Here is a 21828-nt window from a genome sequence, read left to right on the forward strand (position 1 = left end):
GGCCCTGCCCTCGTATGGCCGTACGACCTGAGGGATCGCTGAGGAGCGCGCGATGAGTGCCGACACGACCACCCCCGCCAAGGTGCCGCCGCAGCGGCACGCACCGCCACCGGGTGCCCCCACCGCACCCCGCGGACGGCGGACGTCGAGAGGGGCCGGGGTTCCCTGGCTGCTGCTCGCGCCCTGTCTGCTCATCCTCGGCCTGGTCATGGGCTATCCGCTGGTCCGGCTGGTCACGCTGTCCTTCCAGTCGTTCGGGCAGTCCCAGCTGTGGGGCTTCAAGCCCGCCGAGTGGATCGGCTTCGACAACTTCTCCGGGATCCTCGGCGACGGCGAGTTCTGGGGCGTCGTCGTCCGCACGATCGTCTTCGCGGCCGGCTCGGTCGTCTTCACGATGGTCGCCGGCATGGCCCTGGCCCTGCTCCAGCAGAAGGTCTCCGGCTGGGTGAAGACGCTCATCAACATTGTCCTGGTGGCCAGTTGGGGCATGCCGGTCATCGTCGCGACCACCGTCTTCAAGTGGCTCTTCGACACGGACTACGGCGTCTTCAACGCCCTGCTCAGCAAGTTGCCCGGCGTCGACATGGTCGGCCACAACTGGTTCGCCAGCGGACCGCAGGGCCTTCTCGTCATCATGCTGCTGGTGGTCTGGGGCGCGGTGCCCTTCGTGGTGATCACCCTCAGCGCCGGACTCACCCAGGTCCCCCAGGAGTTGGAGGAGGCGGCCCGCCTCGACGGGGCCGGCGCCTGGGGCGTCTTCCGGTACGTCACCCTGCCCATCCTCAAGCCGATCATCGTGATGCTCACGACCCTGTCGGTGATCTGGGACATGGGCGTCTTCCCCCAGGTGTTCGTGATGCGCGGCGGCCATCCCGAGGCCGACTTCCAACTGCTGAGCACCTACTCGTACGACCGCGCGTTCGTCGTCAACGACTACGGGCAGGGCTCGGCGATCGCCCTGGTCACCGTGGTGCTGCTGCTCGGTGTCGTCGCCGTCTACATGCGTCAGATGCTTCAGATCGGAGAGGTCGAATGAGCGCGCTCACGACCGACGCGCCCCGCAGGCCGACCGGCGGGCGCAAGAAGTCCAAGCTCGGCTGGAACCTCGTAGGCCTGCTCGTCTTCGTCGTCGTCGGCTTCCCCCTGTACTGGATGCTCGACACGGCGTTCAAGCCGGCGCGGGACGCCATCGACCCGGACCCGAGCCTGCTGCCCACCGGCATCACGCTCGACAACTTCCACCGGGCGCTGGACATCGCGGACTTCTGGGGCCCGGTCGGCCGCAGCCTCATCGTGTCCCTGTCGGTGGTCGTGATCGGCGTCATCGTGGGCCTGCTGGCCGCGCTCGCCATCTCCCGCTTCGCCTTCCGCGGCCGCAAGGTCGTGATCGTCGGCATCCTCGCGGTCCAGATGGTCCCGCTGGTCTCGATGATCATCCCGGTCTTCCTGCTGCTGAACGACCTCGACCAGTACGACAAGCTCTCGGGCCTGGTCATCACGTATCTGACCTTCATCCTCCCGTTCACGGTGTGGACCCTGCGCGGCTTCATCGTCAACATCCCGAAGGAACTGGAGGAGGCGGCCATGGTCGACGGCTGCTCCCGCACCGGCGCCTTCATCCGGGTGGTCTTCCCCCTCCTGGCCCCCGGCATGGTCGCCACGTCCGTGTACGGCTTCATCCAGGCCTGGAACGAGTACCTGTACGCCCTCATGCTGCTCAGTCAGGAGCACCAGACGGCGACCGTCTGGCTCGGCAACTTCACCACGAAGCACGGCACGGAGTACGCCCCGATGATGGCCGGCGCCACGATGATGGCCGTGCCGATCGTCGTCCTGTTCCTCATCGTCCAGCGCAAGATGGCCGCGGGCCTCACCGCCGGCGCTGTGAAGGGATAACGGCAACCGATGACGACACTCGCCAGCGGTACAGACACCTTGACGCGCGACGCCCTCACCGTCCTGCAACCAGGCTTCCCCGGTACGACGGCCCCCGACTGGCTGCTGCGCCGCCTGGGCGAAGGCCTGGCGTCGGTCGGCCTGTTCGGCCGCAACATCGCCTCGCCCGAGCAACTGGCGTCCCTCACCGCCCAGTTGAGGTCGGAACGGGACGACGTGCTGGTCGCGATCGACGAGGAGGGCGGCGACGTCACCCGCCTTGAAGCGCGCACCGGCTCCTCCTTCCCGGGCAACCACGCGCTGGGCGCGGTGGACGACGTGAACCTGACGAGGGAGGTGGCCCACGAGCTGGGCCGCCGCCTCGCGGAATGCGGCGTGAACCTCAACTGGGCCCCGTCCGCGGACGTCAACTCCAACCCCTCCAACCCGGTCATCGGCGTCCGCTCCTTCGGCGCCGACCCGGAGTTGGTCGCCCGGCACACGGCGGCCTACGTCACCGGCCTCCAGTCGGCGGGCGTCGCGGCCTGCACGAAACACTTCCCGGGCCACGGCGACACGGCGGTCGACTCCCACCACGCGCTGCCGCGCATCGACGCCGAGCGGTCGGTCCTGGAGGAGCGCGAACTCCTCCCGTTCCGCGCGGCCATCGCCGCCGGCACCCGCGCGGTGATGAGCGCCCACATCCTGGTCCCCACCCTGGACCCGGACCACCCGGCCACCCTCTCCCTCCGCGTCCTGACCGACCTCCTGCGCGGCCGTCTCGACTACGACGGCCTCATCGTCACCGACGGCATGGAGATGCAGGCCATCGCCGCCACCTACGGCATCGAACGCGGCAGCGTCCTGGCGATCGCCGCCGGGGCCGACGCGATCTGCGTGGGCGGCGGCCTCGCGGACGACGAGACGGTACGACGGCTGCGGGACGCGCTGGTGGGGGCGGTGCGCTCGGGCGAACTACCGGAGGAACGCCTGGCCGAAGCGGCGGAACGGGTACGGGGGTTGGCCCGGTGGGCGACTTCGGCGCCGGCCTCGGCCCGGGGCTCCGAGGAAGCCCCCGCGCCCGCGGCGGATGTGACGCGCGTCGACATAGGCCTCGTCGCCGCCCGTCGCGCCCTCACGGTCACTGGCGCCGACGGCTTCACGCCCCTCACCGAAGCGCCCTACGTCGCGCTCCTCACCCCCGTCGCCAACATCGCCGTCGGCGACGGGACGCCCTGGGGTGTGGGTGCGGAGCTCGCGCGGCTGTTGCCCGGTACGGAGACGGGGAGCTTCGCCGGGGAGGCCGCGGGGGATGCCGTGCTGGAGACGGCCGGGGCGCGGCGGACCGTGGTCGTGGTGCGGGACGAGCACCGGCACCCCTGGATGGCGGCCACCCTCGACACCGTGTTGGCGGCCCGGCCCGACACCGTCGTGGTCGAGATGGGCGTACCGCAGGCCCCGCCCCGAGGCGCCCTCCACATCGCGACTCACGGCGCGGCCCGCGTCTGTGGCCACGCGGCGGCGGAGGTCATCGCCGGGGCGTGACCGTGAGCCGGGGGAGCGACCCCGACCCGGGGGACCACCTCCGAATACACCGGCGCCGGGCCCTCCACGAGGGGGCCCGGCACCGGCATGCACGCGGAAGGGGGAGGCGCCGGCGCCTTGGGTTCCCTCGCGGGTCGGCCTGGTTGGGGCACCCGAGTCTCAGGTCCCTTGCGGGTGGGGCTTGTTGAGGAATCCGAGTCTCAGATGCCTTGCGGTGGGGCTTGTTGGGGCATCCAAGCCTCAGATCTCTTGCGGGTGGGGCCTGCTCAGGCACCCGAGCGCCAGCTCCCTTGCGGGTGGGGCTTGTTGAGGCGTCCGAGCGTCAGATGCCTTGCGGGTGGGGCTTGTTCAGGCCCCGGTGCCTCAGATCCTTTACGGGTGGGGCTTGTTCAGGCCCCGTGCCTCAGATCCCCTGCCAGTCCGGCTTGTTGACGAACGTGTGCCGGAAATAGTCCGCGAGCTTCAGCTTGGACGCGGCGCCCTCGTCGACCACGACCGTCGCATGCCGGTGCAACTGAAGTGCCGAGGCAGGGCACACCGCGGCGACCGGTCCCTCCACGGTCGCGGCGACCGCGTCCGCCTTGCCCTCGCCGGTCGCGAGCAGCACCAGGTGCCGGGCCTCCAGGATCGTGCCGATGCCCTGTGTGATCACGTGGTGCGGCACCTGCTCGATGTCACCGTCGAAGAACCGCGCGTTGTCCACCCGCGTCTGCTCGGTCAGCGTCTTGATCCGGGTCCGCGAGGCCAGCGACGAGCACGGTTCGTTGAACCCGATGTGCCCGTCGGTCCCGATCCCCAGTATTTGCAGGTCCACCCCGCCGGCCTCGCCCAACGCCCGGTCGTACGCCTCGCACGCCCCCAGCACGTCCTCGGCGGTCCCGTCCGGCCCGAAGAAGGAGTCCATCCCGACCCCGAGCGGCTCCAGCACCTCGCGCCGCAGCACGGAACGGTACGACTCCGGGTGCTCGGCGGGCAGCCCCACATACTCGTCGAGCTGCGCGATCCGCGCCCGCGAGGTGTCCACGGCCCCGGCACGCACCCCGGCCGCGAGTGCCTCGTAGATGGGCAGCGGCGTCGACCCCGTGGCCACGCCGAGCAAGGCGTCCGGCTTGCGCCGGAGCAGCTGTGCCATGGCCTCGGCGATCAGCTCGCCGCCCGACTTGGCGTCCGGAACGATGACAACTTCCACGCTGGGCCTGCCGTTCTGAAGAGAACCATGTGGTTTAGACCAATCGTGGCCAATCTAACAGAATCGGTTCCGCCCTCCCAGAGTGATCCACGTCCCACCACCCCGCACGGGCGCGGTAGCCGAAGAAGGGGTGAAATGGACCCGACCGCCCATGGATGGCCTCCGGCGGATCACCTACGCCCCCCGACGGAACCTCGCCCGATCGCCGCCGATCTCGGACACCACCCAACAGACACACCCCCACCCTCTTCCCCGCCCCCTCCGGAGGACCCCGCATGACCGCCACACCCCCGGCCCCCGACAGCGAACTCCCCGGCCGGATCATGGCCCGTGAGATGGCCGAACAGCCCGCCGTCCTGCGGCGCATCCTCGACGAGGGTGCCCCGCGCATCCGCCAGGTCGCCCAGGCCGTGGCCGCCCGTAAGCCGCGCTTCGTGCTGCTCACCGCTCGCGGTACGTCCGACAACGCCGCGCTCTACGCGAAGTACCTCCTGGAGATCCGCCTCGGCCTGCCCTGCGGGCTCACCTCGATGTCGACCACCACGGCCTACGGCGCCCGGCCCGACCTGACCGACGTCCTCGTCGTCACCGTCAGTCAGTCCGGCGGCTCTCCGGACCTGGTCGCCTCGACCCGGGCCGCCCGCGAGGCCGGCGCGATCACGGTCGCCGTCACCAACAATCCGGACTCACCGCTGGCCGCCGTATCCGAATATCACGTCGACGTCATGGCCGGCCCGGAGAAGGCGCTCCCCGCGACCAAGACGTACACGGCCTCCCTCCTCGCGCTCTACCTCTTCGTCGAGGGCCTGCGCGGCGGCGACGGCGCCGCGGCCAAGGCGCTGCCCGATCTCGCCGAGCAGCTCCTCGCCCGCCAGGACGAGGTCCGCACCCTCGCCTCCCGCTACCGCTTCGCCGAACGCATGGTCATCACCTCGCGCGGCTACGGCTACCCCACCGCCAAGGAAGCCGCTCTCAAACTGATGGAGACCAGCTACATCCCCGCTCTCGCCTACTCCGGCGCCGACCTCCTGCACGGCCCCCTCGCCATGGTCGACAACGTCTCCCCGGTCATCGCGGTCGTCACCGACGGCAAGGGCGGCACCGCCCTCCAGCCCGTGCTCGACCGGCTGCGCGGCCGGGGCGCCGACCTGGTCGTCATCGGCCCGGCCGGCCAGGTCGAACAGGCCTCGGCCGGCTTCGTCCTGCCCGTCGAGGGCGTCCCCGAGGAACTCCAGCCCGTCCTGGAGATCCTCCCGCTCCAGCTCCTCGCCTACGAGGTCACCATCGCCCGCGGCCAGGACCCGGACGCCCCGCGCGCCCTGGCCAAGGTGACGGAGACCCGCTGAGGCCGTGTCCCGTGCCGTGTCCCATGTACCGGCCATGGAAATTCCCATGACCAACCAGTCCCGCACAGGACCCGACACCGTTAGGCTTCCCACAGCCTTCAAGGCATGGACACCGAATGTGGTCTAGTCCACAATGTGTTAAGGCGTAAGCCTCCGTCTTCCCCGCACAGGAAGACGGATCGAGGAACCGAGGCTCTCTGCCCTGACTGCCCCGGCTCCTCATCCATCGGCCGATCGGGACCGCACACCCCGTGGCCGTTGCTGCTCCGGGCTGCGGTGCCGAGAGGGCTGAGGGTCCCTCTCAGGCGCCGCGGCCCGCGGGTGTTTTTAGGACAGGTACAGACCGGCGGGTACGCTCGCAGATGTGCCCTCCATGAACGAACTCGTACACCAGCACACCGCACTCGACGACTCCGACCTCGAGTGGCTCCACCTGCTGGTCTCGGAGTGGCAGCTGCTCTCCGACCTCTCCTTCGCCGACCTGGTCCTGTGGGTCCCCACGCGCGACGGCACCCGCTACGTCTCCGTCGCCCAGATGCGGCCGAACACCGGCCCCACCTCGTACCAGGACGACATGGTCGGCCACCTCGTCCCCCGCGGCCGCCGCCCGATGCTGGACGCGGCCCTGGACGAGGGCCGCATCGTCCGCGAGGGCGACCCGGAGTGGCGCGAAGAGGTCCCCGTCCGGGTCGAGTCGATTCCGGTACGACGGGACGGGCGCGTCCTGGGCGTCATCGCGCGCAACACCAATCTGCTCACCGTGCGCACCCCGAGCCGTCTCGAACTCACGTACCTGCAGAGCGCGTCGGACCTCGCGCAGATGATCGCGGCCGGTTCCTTCCCGTTCCCGAACCAGCAGGTCGACATGGACGCCTCGCCGCGCGTCGGCGACGGACTGATCCGCCTCGACGGCGAAGGCGTCGTGCAGTACGCCTCGCCCAACGCGCTGTCCGCCTACCACCGCATGGGCCTCGCCACCGACCTGGTCGGCCAGCCCCTGGGTACGACCACCGCCGAACTCGCCCCCACCCGGGGCCCGGTGGACGAGGCGCTCGCCAAGCTCGCCAGCGGCTGGGCGCCGCGCGAGTTCGAGATCGAGGCCCGGGACGGGGTCATCCAGTTCCGGGCGATCCCGCTCAAACCCAAGGGCACCCGCATCGGTTCCCTGGTGCTGCTCCGGGACGTCACCGAACTGCGGCGCCGCGAGCGGGAGTTGATCACCAAGGACGCGACCATCCGGGAGATCCACCACCGGGTGAAGAACAACCTCCAGACCGTCGCCGCCCTGTTGCGGCTCCAGGCCCGCCGGATCGAGTCGGAGCGCGGCCGGGAGGCGCTGGAGGAGGCCGTACGGCGGGTCGGTTCGATCGCGATCGTGCACGAGACGCTGTCCCAGAACCTGGACGAGCGCGTGGAGTTCGACGAGATCGCCGACCGGGTGCTCGCGATGGTCGCCGAGATCTCCCCGGGCAAGGTCACCGGCCGGCGCAGCGGCCGCTTCGGAATACTGGACGCCGAGGTCGCGACCCCGCTCTCCATGGTGCTCACCGAGATCCTGCAGAACGCCCTGGAACACGGCTTCCGCGAGGGCGAGACCGGCACCGTCGAGGTGTCGGCGGTGCGCGGCGGCAACGCGAAGGACGCCCGCCTGCTGGTCACCGTGCAGGACGACGGCGTAGGACTCCCCGAAGGATTCGACCCGCACCGCTCCGGCAACCTGGGTCTGCAGATCGTACGGACGCTGGTGGAGGGCGAGTTGGGCGGCACGTTCGACATGGTGCCGGGGCCGGAGCGGGGGACCCGGGTGATCCTGGATGTGCCGGTGCAGGCGCACAAGTGACGTACCCGCACACGACCTTCACATGGGCGGCCCCGAACGGCCGTATGCGCGACGGCATTTGAGCAGCGGCAAGTGAACAGCAAAGAGCCCCGGATCAAATGATGATCCGGGGCCAGTCGCTCGTTGCTATGCGCATCGGGGGTACTGCGCGCTGCGGCTCGGGGGCGGGAGATGCGTACTCGCTGTACGCGCCGCCAAGCTCAGGCTGTTAGCGGGTGGGCGTCAGGCGGAGGCCTGACGGGCACGGTTGCGAGCGGCGCGGCGCTTCATGGCGCGGCGCTCGTCCTCGCTGAGACCACCCCAGACGCCGGAGTCCTGGCCGGACTCGAGCGCCCACTGCAGACACTGGTCCATAACGGGACAGCGACGGCAGACGGCCTTGGCTTCCTCGATCTGCAGCAGCGCAGGACCGGTGTTGCCGATGGGGAAGAAGAGCTCGGGGTCTTCCTCGCGGCAAACGGCGTTGTGACGCCAGTCCATGGCTGCTACCTCTCCTTGGTATTACGTGCGGGTTGCTTGTGAATGTGAACGCTTTCACGAATCCCTCAACAAGTGAAGGGCCGAACGCCAGGTTCACTGGCGGGGTCCTGTGGATTGAAGAGGGGTTCCGGTGATCCGTGGAGGCCGGTGTTGCGGGCCGTCTCGATCGCCACGTAGAGACTCGCAAACCTCAGCGGCGGATACAACCCCTACCGGAAAGTTTTTTTTGATTCCTCGGTGTCGACTAGGTCACAGCCGTACTTCCATGGGGTGGACCCTGGTCTAAACGTTCGAGTGAAAGGACTTCAGCCCTTTCTGCTCACACAATCACACGCAGTGCACGGCGTACGCCTGTGAACGTCACGCTCGTACGCAGTCCGAGGTGGTCGCCGTCCATCTGGAGGGGCAACGGGACCTTCGAATGCAAGGTGAACTCGCTCAGGTCGTGCAGAGCCGCAGCGTGCTTGCCATGGGGTCCGCGTTCGGGGGACGAAGTGAGCAACTGGGTGCCATACCGGGCAACCGCGGCGCTGGACAGACGGCTGAGACCGAGTACGTCGAGGCCTTTATCGAACGACGCCTTAGGTGACGTGTACATCGGGCGATTGCCGAGATACGTCCAGGGCGAGGTGTTCGAGACTATGGCCACCACCAGATCGGTGACCGGATCGGTGCCGGGCTGCTCCAGGGTGATCGTCCCGTGCCGGCGGTGCTGCTCACCGAGAAACTGCCGGACCACCTGACGCACGTAGAGCGCGTGGGTGGATTTCTTGCCCTGCTCCCGCTGCTGCTCGACCCGCCCGACCACCCCGGCGTCGAACCCGAGCCCGGCGTTGAAGGTGAACCAGCGCGAGGGCACCGACTCGTCCTCGGTGCCGGGTGTCCCGGAGGTCAGTCCGAGGCCGACCGTGCGCTCGCTGCCCCGGCGCAGGGCGTCGAGGATGGCGCCGGTCGCCTCCACGGCGTCGTTGGGCAGGCCGAGGGCACGGGCGAAGACGTTGGTGGAGCCGCCGGGGACCACCGCGAGGCCGGGCAGGCGCTCGGGGTCGGGGCCGGTGTGCAGGAGGCCGTTGACCACCTCGTTGACCGTGCCGTCACCGCCGAGGGCCACCACCAGGTCGACGTTGCCGCTCTCCGCGGCCTGCCGGGCGAGGTCGCGCGCGTGGCCCCGGTACTCCGTGGTGACGGCCTCCAGCTTCATCTCGCTGGCGAGCGCGTGGAGCAGGACGTCGCGCGTACGTGCGCTTGTGGTGGTTGCCGCCGGATTGACCACGAGAAGTGCACGCATGAGTTGCAGCGTACCTACTGGGGGGTACCCGTCCCATACCGAGGTAGGGGTTGGGTAAGAGGAGAGGGCGTGAGCCTGAACACCTGGGGCCGTTTTCCGAGGGCTACCCTTCTGGGGTGAGTGCTGAGCAGACCCCCGCCCCGGAGACCGACGGCCCCGGCACAACCCGTCCGCGCCGGCTGACCTACGCGGCGGTCCTCGTCGCCGTCGAGGGTCTCGCGCTGGCCGTCGCCGGTGTGTGGATGCTCGTCCTGGGTCTCACCGGTGAGCCGGACGACCGGCAGCAGGCCGTGACCGGGGGAGTGACCCTGGTGGTGCTGGCGCTGCTGCCCCTGCTGGCCGCGCGCGGACTGCTGGGCCTGCGCGGCTGGAGCCGGGGTCCGGCCGTCATCACCCAGATCATGGCGCTGCCCGTGGCCTACAACCTGCTCCGGGCCGACAGTGTGGCCATCCCGGCCGGTATCGCGCTCGCGGTGCTCGCGATCGGCGCGCTGGTGCTGCTGGTGAACCCGGCGACGACACAGGCCCTCGGAATCCGAGGGCCCGGTCGTGGAACCGAAGAGCCGAAGAGCTGACTCCGGCGGGGGGGGACTACTCCTCGACGAGCAGCTTCTCCCGCAACTGCGCCAGTGTCCGGGCCAGGAGCCGGGACACGTGCATCTGCGAGATGCCGACCTCCTGCGCGATCTGCGACTGCGTCATGTTGCCGAAGAAACGCAGCAACAGGATCCGCTTCTCCCGGGGCGGCAGGTCCTCCAGGAGCGGTTTGAGCGACTCGCGGTACTCGACGCCCTCCAGGGCCTCGTCGTACGCGCCCAGGGTGTCCGCGACCGCCGGCGACTCGTCGTCCGTGTCGGGGACGTCCAGGGACAGCGTGGAGTAGGCGTTCGCCGACTCCAGGCCCTCCAGGACCTCCTCCTCGGAGATGCCGAGCTTCTCGGCCAGCTCGTGGACCGTGGGGGAGCGGCCGTGCCGCTGCGAGAGCTCCGCCGTCGCCGTGGTCAGCGACAGACGCAGCTCCTGGAGCCTGCGCGGGACGCGCACCGCCCAGCCCTTGTCACGGAAGTGCCGCTTGATCTCGCCGACGACCGTCGGGGTCGCGTACGTCGAGAACTCGACGCCGCGCTCCGGGTCGAAGCGGTCGACCGACTTGATCAGGCCGATGGTGGCGACCTGGGTCAGGTCGTCCAGCGGCTCGCCGCGGTTGCGGAAGCGGCGCGCGAGGTGCTCGACGAGCGGCAGGTGCATGCGGACCAGCCGGTTGCGCAGCTCCGCGTACTCGACGCTGCCGTCGTTGAGCGTGCGCAGCTCGATGAAGAGTGCGCGCGCTCCGCTGCGGTCCTGGGGGTCGTGCCGGGTGACCTGCACACTCTGTGTGCCCGCCACGTCGTCCCGCTCGTGCTCGCTCATCGCCTGGCCCGTCGCCCCTTCCTGAGCTTTCGCCTCCTCCCCCACGCTCGACTCAGTCGGAGCGGGGGGACCCCCGGCAACGGGGGAGACCCCACCAATACGCACGGCACCGTCCTGCTCACGTTGACCGTCGTCCATCACACCGGCCTCCGAGGGTTCTTCCTCCGGGTGCGGCCGGGCCTGCTCGGGAATCTGGCCGCGTGGCACGAGGGCGCCGCCGTCCGCCGTGCGGCGGGATCCGTCTGAACCGCCCTCGGCCGGCAGCTCCCGTGTGCCGCGCTCTTCGTCCCGCACCGGCCCGTCCCCGTTCCTCACGCCGGCCCGGGTCCCGCGCCGCGCTGTTTGTAGAGGCTGATCGAAACGGTCTTGTCCTCGTCGACTGCCGATGAGACCTTGCCCGCGAGGGCCGAGAGCACGGTCCAGGCGAAGGTGTCGCGCGCGGGGGCGTGACCGTCCGTCGTCGGGGCGGAGACGGTGACTTCGAGCGAGTCGTCCACGAGGCGGAAGACACAGCTGAGCACCGAGCCCGGCACGGCCTGCTGGAGCAGGATCGCGCAGGCCTCGTCCACCGCGATGCGGAGGTCCTCGATCTCGTCGAGGGTGAAGTCCAAACGGGCCGCGAGGCCGGCCGTGGCCGTACGCAGCACCGACAGGTAGGCACCCGCAGCCGGCAGCCGGACTTCCACGAAGTCCTGGGTCGCGGGCTCGCCTGCGATCTGGGACACCCTCACCTCCAAGGTGGTACAAGCTCTTTCGGGGGCCCAGGGGTCGCCCCCCGGGGTAACGCGATACTTGGTTCAGCGGTGACGCTACCGCGCTCCGAACTTTTCTGTCCCCGGGACCCCAACCCCACGCTGTCACTCATAGTAAACCTACGGATACGCTCCGTGGCTAGGGGTCCTGCGGGCCCAATTGGGAAGAGCGCGCGCCGGGTTGACGTACCCAGACGTCAGACGGTCGAACCGTCGAAACGGGCGGGAAACAGACGGCCGGAAAACGGGGTCACAGGAGACCGTGTCACAGAAGGCCGTGTCACAGAAGAACATGGTCGACGAAGCACCAGCGCCAGCTCTCACCGGGTTCGTAGGTCCGCATCACCGGATGCCCGGATTCCTTGTGATGTGCTGTCGCGTGGCGCAGGGGCGAGGAGTCGCAGCAGGCGACGTTGCCGCAGAAGAGGCAGAGTCGCAGCTGCACGGGGTGGGTGCCGGCCGCCAGACACTCGAGGCAGGTCTCGCTCTGGGGCTTCGGTTCCGGGAGCGGCAGCGCGTCGGCGTGCGTGCACTGTTTCATGATTGCCAGATTACGACGGCTGTGCGGTTGGCCGCGCGGAAAAACGAGGGCGGGCGAGGACGATGGACGTGATGCCACTGCTGTTGCTGGTGGCGGGCAGCGCCGTGGTGGCCGCCGCGGCCCGGCGCACCCCGGTGCCGGCGCCGCTGCTGCTGGTCGCGGTCGGACTGGTCGTCTCGTACGTCCCGGGGGTGCCCGACTACACCCTCGACCCGGAGGTCGTGCTGCCGCTGCTGCTGCCCCCGCTGCTGTACACCTCGGCCACCGACAGCTCGTACCTCGACCTGCGGGCCCAAGTGCGGCCCGTGGCACTGCTGTCGGTCGGCTACGTGCTCTTCGCCACGTTCGTCGTCGGCTGGGCCGCGTATGTGATCGTGCCTGGGCTGCCGCTGACCGCGGCGCTGGTGCTGGGCGCGGTGGTGGCGCCGCCGGACGCGGTCGCGGCGACGGCGGTGGCCCGGCGGGTCGGGCTGCCCTCGCGGATCACGACGATCCTCCAGGGCGAGTCCCTGTTGAACGACGCCACCGCGATCACCGCCTACAAGGTGGCCCTCGCGGCCGCGATCGGCGAGGGCGCGACCTGGGCGGGCGGCATCGGGGAGTTCCTGCTCGCGGCCGTCGGCGGGGTCGGCGTCGGGCTCCTGATGATGGTGCCGATCCACTGGCTGCGCACGCACCTCAAGGAGGCGCTGCTGCAGAACACGCTGTCCCTGCTGATCCCGTTCGTCGCCTACGGGGTCGCCGAGCAGGTGCACGCCTCCGGGGTGCTCGCCGTCGTGGTCGTGGCGCTCTATCTGGGCCACCGCGCGTGGGAGGTCGATTTCGCGACCCGCCTCCAGGAGGAGGCGGTGTGGAAGATGGTCGCCTTCGTCCTGGAGTCGGCGGTCTTCGCCCTGATCGGGCTGCAACTGCCCGTGGTGCTCAAGGGACTTGGCGAGTACCGCGGTCTGGACGCCGCCTGGTACGCGATCGCGCTCTTCCTGGTCGTCGTCGCGACCCGGTTCGTGTGGGTGTACCCGGCGGCCTTCATCCCCCGCATCCTGTCGGCGCGGATCAGGGAGCGCGAGGACAGCCCCACCTGGAAGGGGGCGATGACCACCGCCTGGGCCGGCATGAGAGGCGTGGTCTCGCTGGCCATCGCCTTCTCGATCCCGCTCACCGTGCACGGGGGCGACCCCTTCCCGCAGCGCAACCTCATCCTGTTCCTGACCTTCACGACGGTCATCGGGACCCTGGTGGTGCAGGGCGTGAGCCTGCCCCCGATCATCCGGCTGCTGAAATTCCCCGGCCGCGACCAGCAGGCCGAGACGCTCGCCGAGGCCAACGCCCAGGCCCAGGCCTCCCGGGTCGCCGAAAAGCGCCTGGAGGCCCTTCTGGAGGACGAACGCAACGCCCTCCCGCCACCGCTCGCCGACCGCCTCCGCGAGGTCCTGGAGCGCCGCCGCAACGCCGTCTGGGAGCGTCTCGGCGCCACCAACCCCGTCACCGGCGAGACCGTCGACGACACCTACCGCCGCCTCTCCCGCGAGATGATCAGCGCCGAACGCTCGATGTTCGTCCGCCTGCGCGACGGCCGCTACATCGACGACGAGATGCTGCGCACGTTGCTGCGCAGGCTGGACCTGGAGGAGGCAGCGGCTTATCGGGAGGCGGCGTAGCGGTTTCCACGGCACCTGGAGTGACCAGCGGTTTCCACGACCCCTGACGTGGGCTTACGGGAACGGCCGCCCGGTGACGACAGCGGCGACCGTGCTCCCGCGCGGGAAGGCGCCTTCCTCCACCAGGGCGACAAGTCCGTACAGCAACTTGGCGACATAGAGACACTCGACGGGCAGCCCGTGCCGGTCCTCGAAGTCCTCGGCGAAGGTGTCGAGTTCGGCCGGCACGCGCGCGTAGCCGCCGAAATGGAAGCGGTCGTCGAGCGACCAGTCGCCGCGCCGGCCGCCGAAGGCGCGCTCCTGGAGGGCTCTGATGTCAGCGTTCAGGAAGCCGCCCTTGAGGACCGGGATCCCCAACACCCGCTGGTCGGGGGCGAGTCCGGCGGCCAGTCCGGCCAGGGTGCCGCCGGTGCCGCAGGCGAGGGCGACGACATCGACGTCGGCACGCGCGCGCAGCTCATCGCCCAGGGCACGACAGCCGCGTACGGCAAGGGAGTTGCTGCCGCCCTCGGGGACGACGTACGCGTCCGCCGTGTCCACCGCGCGCAGGATCGAAGCCAGCGTCTCCGGTTCGGACTTGCGCCGGTACGTCGACCTGTCGACGAAGCGCAGGCGCATCCCGTCGGCCGCGCACCGGGCCAGGGACGGGTTGAGCGGGCGGTCGGACAGCTCCTGGCCGCGGACCACACCGACCGTGGGCAGACCCAGGAGGCGGCCCGCGGCGGCGGTGGCGCGCAGGTGGTTGGAGTAGGCGCCGCCGAACGTGACGACCGTACGTCCGGCCGCCGCCGCGAGATTGGGCGCGAGCTTGCGCCACTTGTTGCCGATCAGGTCCGGGTGGATCAGGTCGTCCCGCTTGAGCAGCAGCCGGACGCCGTGCCGGCCGAAGCGCCCGTCCGTGATCTCCTCCACCGGCGACGGCAGCCGGGGGCGCAGGGCGGCGAGGTCGGGGCTGGTCACGGCACCATTGTCACCCGGAGCGGCCGTGTCGGCCGGGTCCCCTGGGGGTCACTTCAGCCGGTCGCGGACCTGCTCGCGCAGCCACGTCATCGAGAACCCGCGCGGGTCCACCTTTCCGGGCTGCCACTCCAGGTGCCCGATCACCGACCGCTCCGACCACTCGTGGTGGCGGCAGATCGCCGCGGACACCTTCTCGATCGCCTCCAACTGGGCCTTGGGCCATGGGTCCTCGCCGTCGCCGAGGTTCTCGCACTCGAAGCCGTAGAAGTGCCGGTTGCCGTCGGTGTTCGCCTCGTTGTCGTGCGGCAGGCGCTTCTCCCCGATCACCGCGCGCAGCACGTCGTCGTCGCCGAGGCCCGCGTGGTTGGCGCGGCCGTAGCCGACCAGGTGGACGGTGCCGTCCTTGGCGATGACGCCGTGGCAGAGCGGGCCGGGCAGGTCCGGGCGGCCCTCGCGGCACAGCTCCACCGTGCGCGCGCTGCCGTTGGTGACCGTGTGGTGGATCATCACGCCGTGGACGGGCCCCCACGGGCCCTTGTGGTTGCGGTTGTGGTGCCTCCAGTCGCCGACCTCGACGACCGTGACGCCTTCGTCCCGCAGCGCGTCCAGGAAACCGCCCGCGGACATGGGTGAGGCCATGACGCCTCCTTCGTGCTGTGCGACGGCCGACGTGCACGGCCGTCTGTTATCGCCGCTTTTACCGAAAAAATCGGGTACGGACGACTTGTTCGTACGGCGTGCGAGCCGATCCGGACATCGGCGGCCCCGGCGGCAACTCGAACACCATTCGACGTAAACAGCCCCTGTGCCCAGCAGTTGAAGATCCATTCCCGCTCTTTCGGGTAATACCACCGGCACGCTGAGTGAGGAAGGCTGGTGCGCGAGAAGGATGTCGGGCGCACAGGGCCCGGCATGAATGGGGAGGGCATTTCTCTATGTCGGTAGGCGAAGAGGTCCGCGCGGAGCAGAACAAGCCGCAGCAGAGCCTTGGTACAGCGGCTGCGCGGAACCTGGCCACCACCACGAAGTCCGCGCCGCAGATGCAGGAGATCAGCTCCCGCTGGCTGCTGCGCACACTGCCGTGGGTGAACGTGCAGGGTGGCACATACCGGGTGAACCGACGGCTGAGCTACTCCGTGGGCGACGGCCGGGTGACATTCGTGAAGACCGGCGACCGCGTCGAGGTCATCCCCGCGGAGCTCGGCGAACTGCCCGCGCTGCGGGACTACGAGGACGAGGAGGTGCTCTCGGAACTGGCCGTCCGCTGCCGGCAGCGCGAGTACGCCCCGGGGGAGGCGATCGCGTCGTTCGGCGGCCAGGCCGACGAGGTGTACCTGCTGGCGCACGGCAGGGTGGAGAAGGTCGGCACGGGCCCGTACGGCGACGACACGGTCCTCGGAGTCCTCGCCGACGGCGCCTACTTCGGCGACCAGGCGCTGCTCGACCCGGAGGCCATCTGGGAGTACACGGCCCGCGCGGACACCGCCTGCACGGTGCTGATCCTGGCCCGAGGGGACGTCGAGCAGGTCGCGGAGCGCTCCGAGACCCTGCGCGAACACCTCGCGCAACTGCGCGCGATCCCCGAGCAGCGCACCAACAAGTACGGCGAGAAGTCCATCGATCTCGCCTCCGGCCACTCCGGCGAGCCGGACATCCCGCACACGTTCGTCGACTACGACGCCCGGCCGCGCGAGTACGAACTGAGCGTCGCCCAGACCGTCCTGCGCATCCACTCGCGCGTGGCCGATCTCTACAACCAGCCGATGAACCAGACCGAGCAGCAACTGCGGCTCACCGTCGAGGCGTTGAAGGAGCGCCAGGAGCACGAGCTGGTCAACAACCGCGAGTTCGGCCTGCTCAACAACTGCGAGTACGACCAGCGGCTCCAGCCGCACGACGGGGTGCCCGGCCCGGACGACCTGGACGAACTGCTCAGCAGGCGGCGCGGCACCAAGATGCTGCTCGCCCACCCGCGCGCGATCTCCGCGATCGGCCGCGAGCTGAACAAGCGCGGACTGGTCCCGGAGTCCATCGACGTCGGCGGCAACCGCATCCCGACCTGGCGCGGGGTGCCGATCTACCCGTGCAACAAGATCCCGGTCAGCGACCGGCGGACCACCTCGATCATCGCCCTGCGCACCGGCGAGGCCGACCAGGGCGTCATCGGCCTCCAGCAGGCCGGCATCCCGGACGAGATCGAGCCGAGCCTGTCGGTGCGCTTCATGGGCATCAACGAACAGGCGATCATCAAGTACCTCGTGACGGCCTACTACTCGGCGGCCGTCCTCGTGCCGGACGCCCTCGGCGTTCTGGAGAACGTCGAGATCGGCCGCTGGAGGTGACGTTTCAGCAGTTGGACGCGGTGTCCCCGCCCGTCAGGGCGGGTACACCCCGGTCGCAGCATCCCGGTCGCAGCGCAGGTGTCACCGTCCGCGGATTCTCCGAGGGGGACCCCATGGCCGAGTTCAGGACGGAGACGCAAGAGCCCGCCGGCGGCACCCCGCCACTCGACGGGACGCGGTCGCCCGGCGGCACCCCGCCGCTCGACGGGCACGAGGCGGCGGTGATCCTGGAGGGGGCCAGGGCGTCCGTCGACCCCGAACTGCGCGCGGCGATCGACTCGTTGCCCGGTTCGATGCGCCGGATCGCGCTCTACCACTTCGGGTGGGAGCACGCGGACGGCACCCCGGCGGCGGGCAACGCGGGCAAGGCGATCCGCCCCGCCCTCGTCCTGGCCGCCGCCACCGCACTCGGCGGCGAGCGGGCGCGGGCGAGCGCGCTGCGGGCCGCGGCGGCGGTGGAGCTGGTCCACAACTTCACGTTGCTGCACGACGACGTGATGGACCGGGACACCACCCGCAGACACCGGCCCACGGCGTGGACGGTGTTCGGCGACCCCGACGCGATCCTCGCCGGGGACGCGCTCCAGGCGCTGGCGCTGCGGCTCCTCGCCGAGGATCCGCACCCGGCGTCCTCGGCCGCCGCGGTCCGGCTCGCGGACTGTGTCGTCGAACTGTGCGAGGGCCAGCACGCGGACACCGCCATGGAGAAGCGCGACCCCGGCGAGGTCACCCTCGACGAGGTGCTCACCATGGCCGAGGCCAAGACCGGCGCGCTGCTCGGCTGCGCCTGCGCGGTGGGCGCGCTGTACGCGGGAGCGGGTGCCGAGGACGTCGCGGCGCTGGACGCGTTCGGCCGGCAGGCCGGGCTCGCCTTCCAGCTGATCGACGACGTCATCGGGATATGGGGCGACCCCGGCCGCACCGGCAAACCGGCCGGCGCCGACCTCGCCGTCCGCAAGAAGTCCCTGCCCGTGGTCGCCGCCCTCACCTCGGGCACACCGGCGGCCGCCGAACTCGCGGAGCTGTACGGACTGCCGTACGAGGAGGGGGAGTTGGAGCGCACCGCGCTCGCCGTGGAGCGGGCGGGCGGCCGGGACTGGGCGCAGGCCCAGGCGGCCGACCGGATGGCGCGGGCCGTGCAGGAGCTGGCCCGGGCGATCCCGGATCCGCAGGACGCGGGCGGTCTGCTCGCGCTGGCCGAGTTCGTGACCCGGCGCAGCAGTTGAAGACTCCGGAGCCTTCGGGAACCGTGCGGACCTGACTCCGCACGGCGACCGGGCTCCGGACCGAAGGGTCCCGCGCATCCCCACGGTGCGCGGGGCCCGTTCCCCCGCGCGGAAATCCGGATAGGCTCAACACCCTTACGGAATACGACTGTTGAGACGTGGGGGCGGGACATGGGCGTGGCGATCCGGGTGGCGGGCGAGGGTGACCGGGAGCTGATAGTCCGGCTGCTGGACGAGGCCTTCCAGGACGATCCGGTGAGCGGCTGGATCTTCCCCGACGCCGAGTACCGCCGCAGGACCCACCACAAGCTGATGGCCGCCTTCACGGACTCCGTGTTCGCCGACGGCCGTATCGACCTCGCCGAGGACGGTGCGGCGTGCGCGCTGTGGCTGTCGGTACCGGGTGAGGCGCATGTGAAGAAAGGGGCGGAGGGGGAGGACGGGACGGAGGGGGAGGACGAGGCCGTAGGGCTGCGGGAGTTGGTGGATCCGGACAACGAGCGGGTCGAGACGATCGCCCGACTCATGGCGGAGGGGCATCCCGCCGGCACGGCCCACGAGTACCTGTGGATGATCGCCGTGGCACCGGCCCGGCAGGGCGAGGGCCTCGGCGCCGCGCTCATCCGGCACGTCCTGGAGCGCTGCGACCGCGAGGGCCTGCCCGCGTACCTGGAGGCGAGCAGCGAACGCAGCACCAAGCTGTACGAGCGGCTCGGCTACTCGTTCACCGACAACACCCTCGACCTGCCGGACGGCCCGCGCATGTACCCGATGTGGCGCGAACCGAGGTCGTAGCGTGGGCTGACGTGGGGGCCGTAGCGTGGGTGCATGCCGGAACCCGAACCCACCGCCACCATCCTTCACATCACCGAGCGCGCCCTGTGGGACGCGGCCCGCGAGCGCGGCGGTTACGAGTGGTCGACCCGTGGCCGCACCCTCCAGGAGGAGGGCTTCATCCACTGCTCGACCAGTGCCCAACTCCCGCGCGTGGCGGCCTTTTTGTACGGTTCCTACGACGGCCCCGACGAGCTGGTGGTCCTGGTCGTGGACCCGGCACGGCTCGGCGCACCGCTGAAGTACGAGGCGCCGGAGCCGGGCGGCGAGGAGTTCCCGCACGTGTACGGGCCGATTCCGGTGGACGCGGTGGTGGGCGTGGAGACGTGGGCGGGATGAGTCGCTAGGCGCGGCTGGGCAGCCCGCCGGTCTCCGGGTCGCGTCCCGTCAGGCAGTGGACACCGCCGGCCGGGTCCCGCAGCACGGTCCAGTGCTTGCCGTGGGAGACGACGGTCGCGCCGAGCCGCTCGTGCCGTTCCCTGGTCGCGTCGATGTCGGCGCAGGCCAGGTCGAGATGGGCGGAGGCGGGGCGTTCCTCGCCGAGGCGCTGGAGCAGGACGCGGATCGGCAGGCCGGGCGGGGGCTTGAGCACATGGAACTCGGGGAGCGCGCCCGCCAGTGAGGCCCAGTCGGGCAACAGGGCGCTCCAGAAGGCGACTTCGGCGTCGTAGGAGCCGGGTCCGATGTCGAGGGACACCTGGTCGAGACGGCTCCCGGCGACGACGGGCGGCCGTACGGACTCGCCGTGCCAGGGGACCGCGCAGAACAACTGCCCGGCGGGGGACCGGAGTACGGTCCAGCCGTCGTGTTCGGCGACGGTGTCCGCGCCGAGCCGCAGCGCGGAGTCCACGAACGCGGGCACGTCCTCGACGGCGAAGTCGAGATGGGCGCCGCCGGGGCCGGCCTCGACCCCCTGGACCTTCACGCAGGCGTCCGCCCCCTCGGGCAGCAGGGTGACGAACTCCCCTTCCCCACCGCGCGGTTCGGACAGCCGGGTGTCCGTGACGGCCGTCCAGAAAGCGCGGGCGGGGCCGAGGAGGGCGCGCGGGCGGTCGACGAAGGCGTAGGTCCAGCGGACGGTGGTGCCGGCGGGGTTGCTCATGGCGTGATCGTAAGCCGGAGGCCGCGACCCGCCCCCGGGATTCTCAGTCCCCGTTGCGCTGCATGAACCGCAGCATGTTCCCGGCCGGGTCGCGGAACGCGCAGTCCCGGACACCGTACGGCTGGTCCGTCGGCTCCTGGACCACCTCGGCGCCGGACTCCTGGACGCGGGCGTAGAGGGCGTCGCAGTCGGCGGTGGTGAAGTTGACCCCGCGCAGGGTGCCCTTGGCGAGCAGTTCGGCCATGGCCTGCTTGTCGGCGGGGGAGGCGTCCGGGTTCGCGGCCGGCGGCTCCAGGACGATCTCCACGTCCGGCTGCAACGGCGACCCCACGGTCACCCACCGCATGCCCTCGAAGCCGACGTCGTTACGGATTTCCAGTTCCAGGACGTCGCAGTAGAAGGCGAGCGCCTTGTCGTGGTCGTCGACGGCGATGAAGCACTGGCGGAGTTTGAGATCCATGCAGCACAGGCTAGGGCTGGAGGGGCGGTCCCGCCCGGTTCGGGCGGGTGAAAGTGCGGGCCACGCAGGACGGGATCACCGCGCCCGCCTCGTGGGAACGGGCGCGGTAGGCGCTCGGGGTCTCGCCGACCAGCTCGGTGAAGCGCGAGCTGAAGGAACCGAGAGACGTACAGCCGACGGCCATGCACACCTCGGTCACACTCAGGTCGCCGCGCCGCAGCAGCGCCTTGGCCCGCTCGATCCGCCGGGTCATGAGATAGCTGTACGGCGTCTCCCCGTACGCGGCGCGGAAGCTGCGCTGGAAGTGGCCCGGTGACATCAGCGCGGTCCGGGCGACCGAGGCCATGTCGAGCGGCTCGGCGTACTCGCGGTTCATGCGGTCGCGGGCCTGGCGCAGCCGTACGAGGTCGTCGCGGTTCACGGGGTCAAGGATGGCACGGGTGCGGGCGGAGTCGAGGGGAACGACGAAGGGGCCCCGCCGGCGAACCGGTGGAGCCCCTTCCCCATACCCACTGACCTGCGATGGTGCACCGATCGCCGGTCGGGTCGGGCCGACTGGGTGTCAGGCCTTCTTGGTCTCCCAGAAGATCTTGTCGATCTGGGCGATGTAGTCGAGCGCCTTCTGGCCCGTCGCCGGGTCGGTGGACGCCTTGGCGGCCGAGAGGGCCTTCAGGGTGTCGTTGACCAGCTGGTGCAGCTCCGGGTACTTCTCGAAGTGCGGGGGCTTGAAGTAGTCGCTCCAGAGCACCGAGACGTGGTGCTTCGCGAGCTCGGCACGCTGTTCCTTGATGACGATGGCGCGCGCCTGGAAGTGCGGGTCGTCGTTGGCGGCCATCTTGTCCTGCACGGCCTTCACCGACTCCGCCTCGATGCGGGCCTGGGCCGGGTCGTACACACCGCAGGGCAGGTCGCAGTGCGCGCTGACCTTCACCTTGGGGGCAAACAGGCGGGAAAGCATGGAGCGTTCCTTCCTCGTGATC

23 protein-coding genes are annotated in these 21828 nt (G+C 70.4%); 11 read left to right on the top strand and 12 right to left on the bottom strand.

The genetic code is table 11. The features are described from left to right. Positions 1–52: 52 nt before the first annotated feature. From ACIRRY_RS45445 to ACIRRY_RS45455, 3 genes are read left to right on the top strand one after another with little or no spacing between them, the layout of a single operon-like run. On the top strand, positions 53–1036 hold the full coding sequence (locus tag ACIRRY_RS45445; protein WP_403985162.1) for a carbohydrate ABC transporter permease: 984 nt from the start codon (positions 53–55) through the stop codon (positions 1034–1036). After that, on the top strand, positions 1033–1896 hold the full coding sequence (locus tag ACIRRY_RS45450) for a carbohydrate ABC transporter permease (protein ID WP_403985164.1): 864 nt from the start codon (positions 1033–1035) through the stop codon (positions 1894–1896). Before ACIRRY_RS45445 ends, ACIRRY_RS45450 begins: the two co-directional genes overlap by 4 nt. Positions 1897–1905: 9 nt before the next feature. Then, positions 1906–3420, top strand: coding sequence for a glycoside hydrolase family 3 protein (locus tag ACIRRY_RS45455; RefSeq protein ID WP_403985166.1), 1515 nt, complete (start codon positions 1906–1908; stop codon positions 3418–3420). 403 nt (positions 3421–3823) lie between these two features. On the opposite strand, the gene nagB is transcribed toward ACIRRY_RS45455, so the two are convergent. Continuing rightward, positions 3824–4609: a glucosamine-6-phosphate deaminase gene (nagB, locus tag ACIRRY_RS45460; RefSeq protein ID WP_403985168.1), complete on the bottom strand. Its 786-nt coding sequence runs from the start codon at positions 4607–4609 to the stop codon at positions 3824–3826. 275 nt (positions 4610–4884) lie between these two features. Here nagB and ACIRRY_RS45465 point away from each other — a divergent pair, with 275 nt between their 5' ends. Continuing rightward, on the top strand, positions 4885–5955 hold the full coding sequence (locus ACIRRY_RS45465) for an SIS domain-containing protein (protein WP_403985170.1): 1071 nt from the start codon (positions 4885–4887) through the stop codon (positions 5953–5955). A 373-nt stretch (positions 5956–6328) separates the two neighbouring features. Further along, entirely contained in the window at positions 6329–7795 is a 1467-nt protein-coding gene (locus ACIRRY_RS45470; protein WP_403985172.1) for a sensor histidine kinase, read from the top strand. 222 nt (positions 7796–8017) lie between these two features. Here the strand turns inward: ACIRRY_RS45470 and ACIRRY_RS45475 are convergent, their stop codons facing one another. Continuing rightward, positions 8018–8275 (bottom strand): WhiB family transcriptional regulator, encoded by a 258-nt coding sequence (locus tag ACIRRY_RS45475; protein ID WP_006142322.1) that lies wholly within the window; start codon positions 8273–8275, stop codon positions 8018–8020. Positions 8276–8594: 319 nt separating this feature from the next. Beyond that, the gene (locus ACIRRY_RS45480; RefSeq protein WP_403985174.1) at positions 8595–9563 is read right to left on the bottom strand and encodes a diacylglycerol/lipid kinase family protein; all 969 of its coding nucleotides are present in this window, start codon (positions 9561–9563) and stop codon (positions 8595–8597) included. A 116-nt stretch (positions 9564–9679) separates the two neighbouring features. Here ACIRRY_RS45480 and ACIRRY_RS45485 point away from each other — a divergent pair, with 116 nt between their 5' ends. Next, positions 9680–10138, top strand: coding sequence for a hypothetical protein (locus tag ACIRRY_RS45485; RefSeq protein ID WP_403985176.1), 459 nt, complete (start codon positions 9680–9682; stop codon positions 10136–10138). Between the two features lie 16 nt (positions 10139–10154). On the opposite strand, the gene ACIRRY_RS45490 is transcribed toward ACIRRY_RS45485, so the two are convergent. From ACIRRY_RS45490 to ACIRRY_RS45500, 3 genes are all read right to left on the bottom strand, one after another. Continuing rightward, positions 10155–11267 carry an RNA polymerase sigma factor SigF gene (locus ACIRRY_RS45490; protein WP_403985178.1) on the bottom strand — a complete coding sequence of 371 codons (1113 nt, stop codon included), beginning with the start codon at positions 11265–11267 and terminating at the stop codon, positions 10155–10157. Between the two features lie 17 nt (positions 11268–11284). After that, a complete protein-coding gene (locus ACIRRY_RS45495) occupies positions 11285–11698 on the bottom strand; it encodes an anti-sigma regulatory factor (protein WP_019058277.1) in 414 nt (137 codons plus the stop codon). A gap of 307 nt (positions 11699–12005) precedes the next feature. Beyond that, positions 12006–12266: a UBP-type zinc finger domain-containing protein gene (locus ACIRRY_RS45500; RefSeq protein WP_200687205.1), complete on the bottom strand. Its 261-nt coding sequence runs from the start codon at positions 12264–12266 to the stop codon at positions 12006–12008. A gap of 62 nt (positions 12267–12328) precedes the next feature. On the opposite strand from ACIRRY_RS45500, the gene ACIRRY_RS45505 reads away from it, so the two are divergent. Beyond that, positions 12329–13924, top strand: a complete 1596-nt coding sequence (locus tag ACIRRY_RS45505) for a Na+/H+ antiporter (protein ID WP_403985180.1) — start codon at positions 12329–12331, stop codon at positions 13922–13924. Positions 13925–13978: 54 nt separating this feature from the next. On the opposite strand, the gene ACIRRY_RS45510 is transcribed toward ACIRRY_RS45505, so the two are convergent. Together ACIRRY_RS45510 and ACIRRY_RS45515 are read right to left on the bottom strand one after the other, a co-directional pair. Beyond that, positions 13979–14884, bottom strand: a complete 906-nt coding sequence (locus ACIRRY_RS45510; RefSeq protein ID WP_403985182.1) for a 1-aminocyclopropane-1-carboxylate deaminase/D-cysteine desulfhydrase — start codon at positions 14882–14884, stop codon at positions 13979–13981. Positions 14885–14932: 48 nt separating this feature from the next. After that, positions 14933–15523 carry an N-acetylmuramoyl-L-alanine amidase gene (locus tag ACIRRY_RS45515; RefSeq protein WP_403985184.1) on the bottom strand — a complete coding sequence of 197 codons (591 nt, stop codon included), beginning with the start codon at positions 15521–15523 and terminating at the stop codon, positions 14933–14935. 296 nt (positions 15524–15819) lie between these two features. On the opposite strand from ACIRRY_RS45515, the gene ACIRRY_RS45520 reads away from it, so the two are divergent. From ACIRRY_RS45520 to ACIRRY_RS45535, 4 genes are all read left to right on the top strand, one after another. Further along, positions 15820–17226, top strand: a complete 1407-nt coding sequence (locus ACIRRY_RS45520) for a family 2B encapsulin nanocompartment shell protein (RefSeq protein WP_403985186.1) — start codon at positions 15820–15822, stop codon at positions 17224–17226. Positions 17227–17339: 113 nt separating this feature from the next. Next, positions 17340–18452, top strand: coding sequence for a family 2 encapsulin nanocompartment cargo protein polyprenyl transferase (locus ACIRRY_RS45525; protein WP_403985188.1), 1113 nt, complete (start codon positions 17340–17342; stop codon positions 18450–18452). 171 nt (positions 18453–18623) lie between these two features. Further along, positions 18624–19247 (top strand): GNAT family N-acetyltransferase, encoded by a 624-nt coding sequence (locus ACIRRY_RS45530; protein WP_403985190.1) that lies wholly within the window; start codon positions 18624–18626, stop codon positions 19245–19247. Between the two features lie 33 nt (positions 19248–19280). Beyond that, a complete protein-coding gene (locus ACIRRY_RS45535) occupies positions 19281–19625 on the top strand; it encodes a DUF952 domain-containing protein (protein WP_403985192.1) in 345 nt (114 codons plus the stop codon). Between the two features lie 4 nt (positions 19626–19629). Here the strand turns inward: ACIRRY_RS45535 and ACIRRY_RS45540 are convergent, their stop codons facing one another. From ACIRRY_RS45540 to sodN, 4 genes are all read right to left on the bottom strand, one after another. Continuing rightward, positions 19630–20388, bottom strand: a complete 759-nt coding sequence (locus ACIRRY_RS45540; RefSeq protein WP_403985194.1) for a VOC family protein — start codon at positions 20386–20388, stop codon at positions 19630–19632. A gap of 43 nt (positions 20389–20431) precedes the next feature. Further along, entirely contained in the window at positions 20432–20848 is a 417-nt protein-coding gene (locus tag ACIRRY_RS45545) for a VOC family protein (protein ID WP_403985196.1), read from the bottom strand. Positions 20849–20858: 10 nt separating this feature from the next. Further along, positions 20859–21269: a helix-turn-helix transcriptional regulator gene (locus tag ACIRRY_RS45550; RefSeq protein ID WP_403985198.1), complete on the bottom strand. Its 411-nt coding sequence runs from the start codon at positions 21267–21269 to the stop codon at positions 20859–20861. Positions 21270–21410: 141 nt separating this feature from the next. Beyond that, positions 21411–21806 (bottom strand): superoxide dismutase, Ni, encoded by a 396-nt coding sequence (gene sodN, locus ACIRRY_RS45555; protein ID WP_019058247.1) that lies wholly within the window; start codon positions 21804–21806, stop codon positions 21411–21413. Positions 21807–21828 lie beyond the last annotated feature (22 nt).

Origin of the sequence: Streptomyces sp. NPDC101776 (assembly GCF_044766845.1) — a bacterium.
Classification (GTDB): Bacteria; Actinomycetota; Actinomycetes; order Streptomycetales; family Streptomycetaceae; genus Streptomyces.